The sequence below is a fragment of the Exiguobacterium sp. s78 genome, assembly GCF_018618985.1.
GTDB classification, from domain to species: domain Bacteria; phylum Bacillota; class Bacilli; order Exiguobacteriales; family Exiguobacteriaceae; genus Exiguobacterium_A; species Exiguobacterium_A abrahamii.
Genome location: NZ_JACSNB010000009.1, coordinates 8033 through 14215 on the forward strand (window position 1 = coordinate 8033; position 6183 = coordinate 14215).

At 45.7% G+C, this 6183-nt stretch carries 8 protein-coding genes, 1 tRNA gene and 1 other RNA gene; 8 read left to right on the top strand and 2 right to left on the bottom strand.

The features are described 5' to 3' along the window. Positions 1-37: 37 nt before the first annotated feature. Together KNQ18_RS17040 and KNQ18_RS17045 are read left to right on the top strand one after the other, a co-directional pair. Positions 38-127 (top strand) — tRNA-Ser (locus tag KNQ18_RS17040). A gap of 102 nt (positions 128-229) precedes the next feature. Next, on the top strand, positions 230-694 hold the full coding sequence (locus tag KNQ18_RS17045) for a DinB family protein (RefSeq protein ID WP_064299181.1): 465 nt from the start codon (positions 230-232) through the stop codon (positions 692-694). Between the two features lie 73 nt (positions 695-767). On the opposite strand, the gene KNQ18_RS17050 is transcribed toward KNQ18_RS17045, so the two are convergent. Next, the gene (locus tag KNQ18_RS17050) at positions 768-1445 is read right to left on the bottom strand and encodes a deoxynucleoside kinase (RefSeq protein WP_029343036.1); all 678 of its coding nucleotides are present in this window, start codon (positions 1443-1445) and stop codon (positions 768-770) included. Then, positions 1442-2071 (bottom strand): deoxynucleoside kinase, encoded by a 630-nt coding sequence (locus tag KNQ18_RS17055; RefSeq protein WP_050679045.1) that lies wholly within the window; start codon positions 2069-2071, stop codon positions 1442-1444. The genes KNQ18_RS17050 and KNQ18_RS17055 overlap by 4 nt, the downstream gene beginning before the upstream one ends. A 108-nt stretch (positions 2072-2179) precedes the next feature. On the opposite strand from KNQ18_RS17055, the gene tadA reads away from it, so the two are divergent. The 6 genes from tadA to KNQ18_RS17085 all read left to right on the top strand — a co-directional run bounded on the left by tadA (position 2180) and on the right by KNQ18_RS17085 (position 5954). Next, positions 2180-2686: a tRNA adenosine(34) deaminase TadA gene (tadA, locus tag KNQ18_RS17060; protein WP_149426588.1), complete on the top strand. Its 507-nt coding sequence runs from the start codon at positions 2180-2182 to the stop codon at positions 2684-2686. Between the two features lie 48 nt (positions 2687-2734). Then, an RNA gene (gene ffs, locus KNQ18_RS17065) (signal recognition particle sRNA large type) lies at positions 2735-3001 on the top strand. 95 nt (positions 3002-3096) lie between these two features. Next, positions 3097-4782, top strand: coding sequence for a DNA polymerase III subunit gamma/tau (dnaX, locus tag KNQ18_RS17070; protein WP_069940135.1), 1686 nt, complete (start codon positions 3097-3099; stop codon positions 4780-4782). An 18-nt stretch (positions 4783-4800) separates the two neighbouring features. Next, positions 4801-5121 carry a YbaB/EbfC family nucleoid-associated protein gene (locus KNQ18_RS17075; protein WP_023469881.1) on the top strand — a complete coding sequence of 107 codons (321 nt, stop codon included), beginning with the start codon at positions 4801-4803 and terminating at the stop codon, positions 5119-5121. A gap of 18 nt (positions 5122-5139) precedes the next feature. Then, the gene (gene recR, locus KNQ18_RS17080) at positions 5140-5739 is read left to right on the top strand and encodes a recombination mediator RecR (RefSeq protein ID WP_023469882.1); all 600 of its coding nucleotides are present in this window, start codon (positions 5140-5142) and stop codon (positions 5737-5739) included. After that, a complete protein-coding gene (locus KNQ18_RS17085; RefSeq protein WP_023469883.1) occupies positions 5736-5954 on the top strand; it encodes a YaaL family protein in 219 nt (72 codons plus the stop codon). Before recR ends, KNQ18_RS17085 begins: the two co-directional genes overlap by 4 nt. Positions 5955-6183: the final 229 nt, after the last annotated feature.

The following is a 6183-nucleotide window of genomic DNA, read 5'->3' on the forward strand; positions in this document are numbered from 1 at the left end:
CACTTCTTTTTTTTTACCCAAAAATAAATATAATCATGGAGTCGTACCCAAGTCCGGCTGAAGGGGACGGACTCGAAATCCGTTAGGGGTCGCAAGGCTCGCGTGGGTTCGAATCCCACCGACTCCGCTTTTTATGAAGCATCTCAATTCTGAGGTGCTTTTTTGTTGCATCGATTTCTTCGTGCGTGCTATGGTTGCCTACGTGAAAAACGAAGAAGAGGTGGACGAAATGAACGAACAAACAAAAGAATCGTTGCTTTCTCATTATGCGATGACGATGACATATGTAAAAGACTTAGAACAGATTTCAGAAGAAGCGTGGCGAACATCGTATGCAGAAGGTAAATGGACGATTGCTGAGATCATCGGTCACTTATCACCATGGGATCGCTTCATGGTCGCAGAACGCATCCCTTACTTGCTCGCGGGCGAACCATTCCGTGTCGCACCAGATAGCCAAGCCGTCAATGAAGAAGCGGCGAAAATGAGCCGTGAGCAGCAACGGATCTTGACGATTGATGAGTTTTTAGTCAGCCGTGACTTGTTGCGCCGTGCAGTCGAATTGATTCCGGAAGAACGCCTGCAGGACAAGGTCGTCGTTAAAGACAAAGAACTGACGATCGGTCAGTTCCTCGGAGCAATGGCTCAACATGATCTACACCATATGGAACAAATCAATCAAGTAATTGGTTAATGCGAGGGAGATGCGACACGCGTCTCCTTTTTTTGCGCAAAAAAAGATCCGCCTAAGAGGCAGATCTGATCAGTTAGCGTGTATTGGCAATGCGAGCAACTTCAAGCTGCTTTTCAATCTTCGCGAGAATCCGGTCGATGGATTCTGGCTCGTTCAGTAAGTCGTATTCGTCGATCGACAAACGAAGTACCGGGCAGATCGTGAAGTTATTGATCCAGTTCGTATAGCGCTCGTACATCTCTTCCCAATATTCGATTGGTGTCTGTTGCTCCATCTCACGTCCGCGAAGACGAATTCGTTCTAGTACTTGTTCGAACGAACCTTCAAGATAGATCAAAAGATCCGGATGCGGGAAGAATGGTGTCATGACCATTGCGTCAAACAAACTTGAATATGTCTCGTAATCTGTTGGAGACATCGTTCCTTTTTCGAAATGCATCTTAGCAAAGATTCCTGTGTCTTCATAGATCGAACGATCTTGGATGAAACCACCACCGTATTGGAAAATCCGCTTTTGCTCCTTGAAGCGTTCAGCGAGGAAATAGATTTGGAGGTGGAAGCTCCAACGCTCGAAATCATGATAGAATTTATCCAAGTAAGGGTTTGTATCGACTTTTTCGAGTGACGTCCGGAAACCAAGGGCATCTGCTAATCCGTTTGTGATCGTTGATTTACCGATCCCGACCATACCGCCGATCGTAATGACGGCATCTGCCGGAATGTTGTATTGTTCGCGTAGCTTCAAGTTCATGCGTGGTTCGCTCCTTCATATAATTCGTTCCGGATCGTCGTCAAGACGTACTCGAGATCTTCCGGTCGCTTGACGAAGTCGAGTGCATCCCCGTCGAAACGGATGATTTTGACTTCCGGATGTTTGGCTTGGTATTCCGTGACGAATGTCTCGTAATCCTCGGCTAATTGTTCGAGATAGGCACGTGACATGTTTTCTTCGATTTCTCGTCCGCGCAGCGCAACACGTTTCATCAAGGTGTCGATGCTTGCGTTCAAGTAGATGACAGCATCCGGTTTCGGCATATCTGTCGTCAGGATCGAGTAGATTTGTTCGTACTTCTCAAGATGCTCTACCTTTAGAGAGCGGTGTGCAAAGATCAAGTTCTTAAAGATATGGTAATCAGCAACGACAGAGCGTTGTTTACTGAGGTAATGACGTTCGATATCATCGAGTTGTTTGAAGCGATTGCACAAGAAGAACATTTCCGTCTGGAAGCTCCATTCTTCGATATCTTCATAGAACTTTCCAAGAAAGGGATTTTCTTCGACGATTTCGCGTAACATAGAAAAAGAGAAATGGTGACTGATGGCGTTCGCAAGTGATGTTTTGCCTACACCAATCGGTCCTTCAACCGTTATGAACATATACAATGACCCTCCGTTCAGCAAAGTGCAATTTATATTTTAGCACAAAGAAGTACGACTTGCTGAAGTTTCAAAAGGAGAATTTTTTTAGAGTGAGGAGTATCATCGATGGAACGACAGGAACACTATATGCGCCTTGCGATCGAAGAGGCGAAAAAGGCAGAAGCGATCGGTGAAGTTCCAATCGGATGTGTCATCGTCAAAGACGATGAAGTCATCGCGACAGGTTACAATCACCGGGAAACGGATCAACAAGCGACGGCACATGCCGAGTTGATCGCGATTGAGGAAGCGTGCCGAAAGCTCGGTAATTGGCGACTGGAAGGATGCGAGTTATACGTGACACTCGAACCGTGTCCGATGTGTGCAGGGGCCATCATGCTGTCACGAATCGAACATGTCATCTTTGGTGCTGTTGATCCGAAAGGTGGATGTTGTGGAACACTGATGAACCTGGTGCAAGACGATCGGTTCAATCATGTCTCAGAGCTGACGAGCGGTATATTAGAAAAAGAGTGTGGGGAGATGCTAACGACGTTCTTTCGGGAACTGCGCGCGAAAAAGAAAGCACGAAAGCGGGCAATGGGTTGCATCACACCAGATGAAACAGTATAATGAAAAAGCACTGAAACAAGGTGCCACTAAAAATCGATAAACCATTTGCCGTGCTAGGTGGGGATGTAGCGGTTCCCTGTCACTCGCAATCCGCTATAGCGAGACTGAATTCCATGTCGAGGGATATGATTGGTGTGGTCTGCCTCACGTAAGTAGCGTTGACGTTTGAGTCCTACGCAACAGATACCCATGAACCAGGTCAGGTCCGGAAGGAAGCAGCCTTAAGTGGTGCTCTCTGTGTGTTGTAGGGGTGCTTGGACTGAGCAGGCTGCGTGAGTAACGCATGTTGAACATATTTCAGAATATGGTGCGCGGCAGTTTAATTTTTAAAGACAAGTCTACAGCCGGTTTCGGTTGTAGACTTTTTTAGGTAAAATAGAATGAGGAACTTAAAAAGAGGAGGCGCAAACTTGGCCTATCAAGCACTATACCGCGTGTACCGTCCGCAACGATTCGACGAAGTCGTTGGACAAGCGCATATCACCCGTACGATCCAAAATGCATTGATGGAGGGACGGATGTCCCACGCCTATCTATTTTCGGGTCCTCGTGGAACAGGAAAGACGAGTCTTGCCAAAATCATCGCTAAAGCGATCAACTGTGAGCATGCTCCGGTCAAAGAACCGTGTAATACGTGCCCGACGTGTCTTGCGATTACAGAAGGATCAAGTCCAGACGTCTTCGAAATCGATGCGGCTTCCAATAACGGCGTAGATGAGATTCGGGAAATCCGGGATAAAGTCAAATATCCCCCTTCAGAAGCAGCCTATAAAGTCTATATCATTGATGAAGTGCATATGTTGTCGACAGGTGCCTTTAATGCCTTGCTCAAAACACTAGAAGAACCGCCGGCGCACGCCATCTTCATCTTAGCAACGACTGAACCACATAAAATCCCGGCAACGATCATCTCGCGTTGCCAACGTTTCGATGTGAAGCGGCATGAAGTCGATCAACTCGTAGAGCGGATGCAATATATCTTAAACGATCAATCGATCGAGTATTCGGATACAGCATTACGATTGATCGCCCGAGCGGCAGATGGTGGTATGCGTGATGCGCTGAGTCTACTCGACCAAGCGGTTGCTTTTTCGAACGGTGATCTAAACGATGCAGCTGTTCTTGAAGTGACAGGGGCAGTAGAAGATGAAGCGTTATTGAATATTGCCCGTGCCTTACATGAACATCAAGTCGATCAGTTGTTACAGACGCTTGAAACGATGCAACGAGCGGGGAAAGATCTAAAACGTTTCGTGGAGGATCTCGTCTTCTTTTACCGAGACACGTTGTTGTTGAAAGCCTCGCCTACAGCTGTCGATTTGCTAGAGCGTGCGCGCCCGACGGATGAGTTCAAACAATTCGTTGAATCGATTGAAGCGGAGACGTGCTTTACGATCATTGATCAGTTACATGACTGCCAACAACAGATGCGGTTGACGAATCATCCGCGAGTCCTCGTTGAGATTGCCTTCATTCAAATTGCGGAACAAGGGAGAACAACGGGACAGATCGTCCAATCGTTGCAACAGGAAGTCCGCGAAATGAAAGAACAGATGCACCAATGGAAGTCGAATGGTGTTCCAGCACAAGAAGCGGCTGCACCACAAGCACAGCCGAAGCGAAAACAAGGACGACCAACCGTTCGAATCGCCAAAGAGCGGATTCGTCAAATGTTAGGACGAGCAGAGAAAGCCCAGTTGCGCGAGATTCAAGAACGCTGGGATCACATCTTAAAATGGATTTTAAAAGAAGATGGCCCCATCTACTCGTTACTCCATGAGAGTAAACCGGTTCTTTGTTCAGCGGATACGTTGCTGATTGAATTCGATGACGGTAAAGGATGGCACTTTGAGCAGGTCATGACGAATGAACGAACACGTTTCGTGATTGAAGAAGCGCTGTATGAAGTATGCGGCGTCAAACGCGAAATTTTAGCGATTCTCTCAAAGGATTGGCATGAACTGAAGGCAGAGTTTGTTGCTAAGCGAAATAGTAGTAGTATAGAAGAGAAGGAAACAAAACAAGAATCGGAGAGCGATCAGTTATTGTCCGAGACGCTTGGTCGTTTTGGTGATATCGTAGAGTTCGAAGATTAAATTCGAGGAGGAATACAGATGCGCGGAATGGGAAACATGAACAATATGATGAAACAGATGCAGAAGATGCAAAAGGATATGGCGAAAGCACAAGAAGAACTAAAAGACTTAACAGTGACAGGTACAGCAGGCGGAGAAATGGTCTCAGTCGTCGCTGATGGTCATAAAAATATCGTAGATGTCATCATTAAAGAAGAAGTCGTTGATCCAGATGATGTTGAAATGATTCAAGATCTCGTCTTAGCTGCAACAAACGATGCTTTGAAGAAGGTCGATGAACTCGTAGCAAGTAAAATGGGGAAATTCACACAAGGTATGAATCTGCCGGGAATGTTTTAATTCGTAGGAGGAAACCACTTGCAATATCCTGAAGCGATTAGTCGTTTGATCGAAAGTTTTACGAAACTGCCGGGGATTGGTCCGAAGACAGCAGTTCGTCTAGCGTTTCATGTCCTTGATATGGAAGAGGACGATGTCTTGATGTTCGGAAAAGCATTGGTCAGTGCGAAGCGCGACATTGCCTACTGTAGTGTCTGCGGGAATATCACGGATCAAGATCCTTGTTATGTATGTACAGATAAACACCGAAACCGTACGATTGTCTGTGTCGTCCAAGATTCAAGGGATGTCATTGCAATGGAAAAGATGCGAGATTACCAAGGGTTGTATCATGTCTTGCATGGAGCGATCAGTCCAATGGAAGGAATCGGTCCAGAGGATATCAATGTATCTAGCCTACTGACACGTCTTCAAGCGGACGAAGCGATTACGGAAGTCATCTTAGCAACCAATCCGAATATCGAAGGAGAAGCGACAGCGATGTATCTATCGCGTCTCTTAAAACCGACGGGTATTCGGATCACTCGAATTGCCCATGGTCTTCCGGTTGGTGGAGATCTTGAATACGCAGATGAAGTGACGTTATCTCGTGCAATGGAGGGACGTCGCGAACTATGAGTTGGTTTCGAAAGAAGATTCGCAGTGAGTACGACCAGCGTTTGTTAGAAGAATTAGCAAAAGCAAAAGAAGATTATTTGATGAAGCGTCATCTCTTAGAAATCAGCTATGATGACTACGGTGATTTAGAAGCACAAATGAAGTTAGCGGAATCACTGTATTTCTTCTATATAAGCGAAGCAAAAAGAAGACGCGTCTCATTGATGATGAAGTAAACCGCAGCCATTCTTGTCTGCGGTTTTTACATGCTCTAAAAAAACTATAAGTTATTTTAATAAAGTAGTTGCGTATGTCTAATTATCGTGATATATTAATTCATGTCCTTAAGAGGACGAGCGCTTACGGCAAACAAGTAAAAAACAATTTCAAAAAAGTTGTTGACTTCTTGTTTCAGACTTGGTATTCTAATTGAGTCGCCAAAACAGGCGCGGACGAACTTTGAAA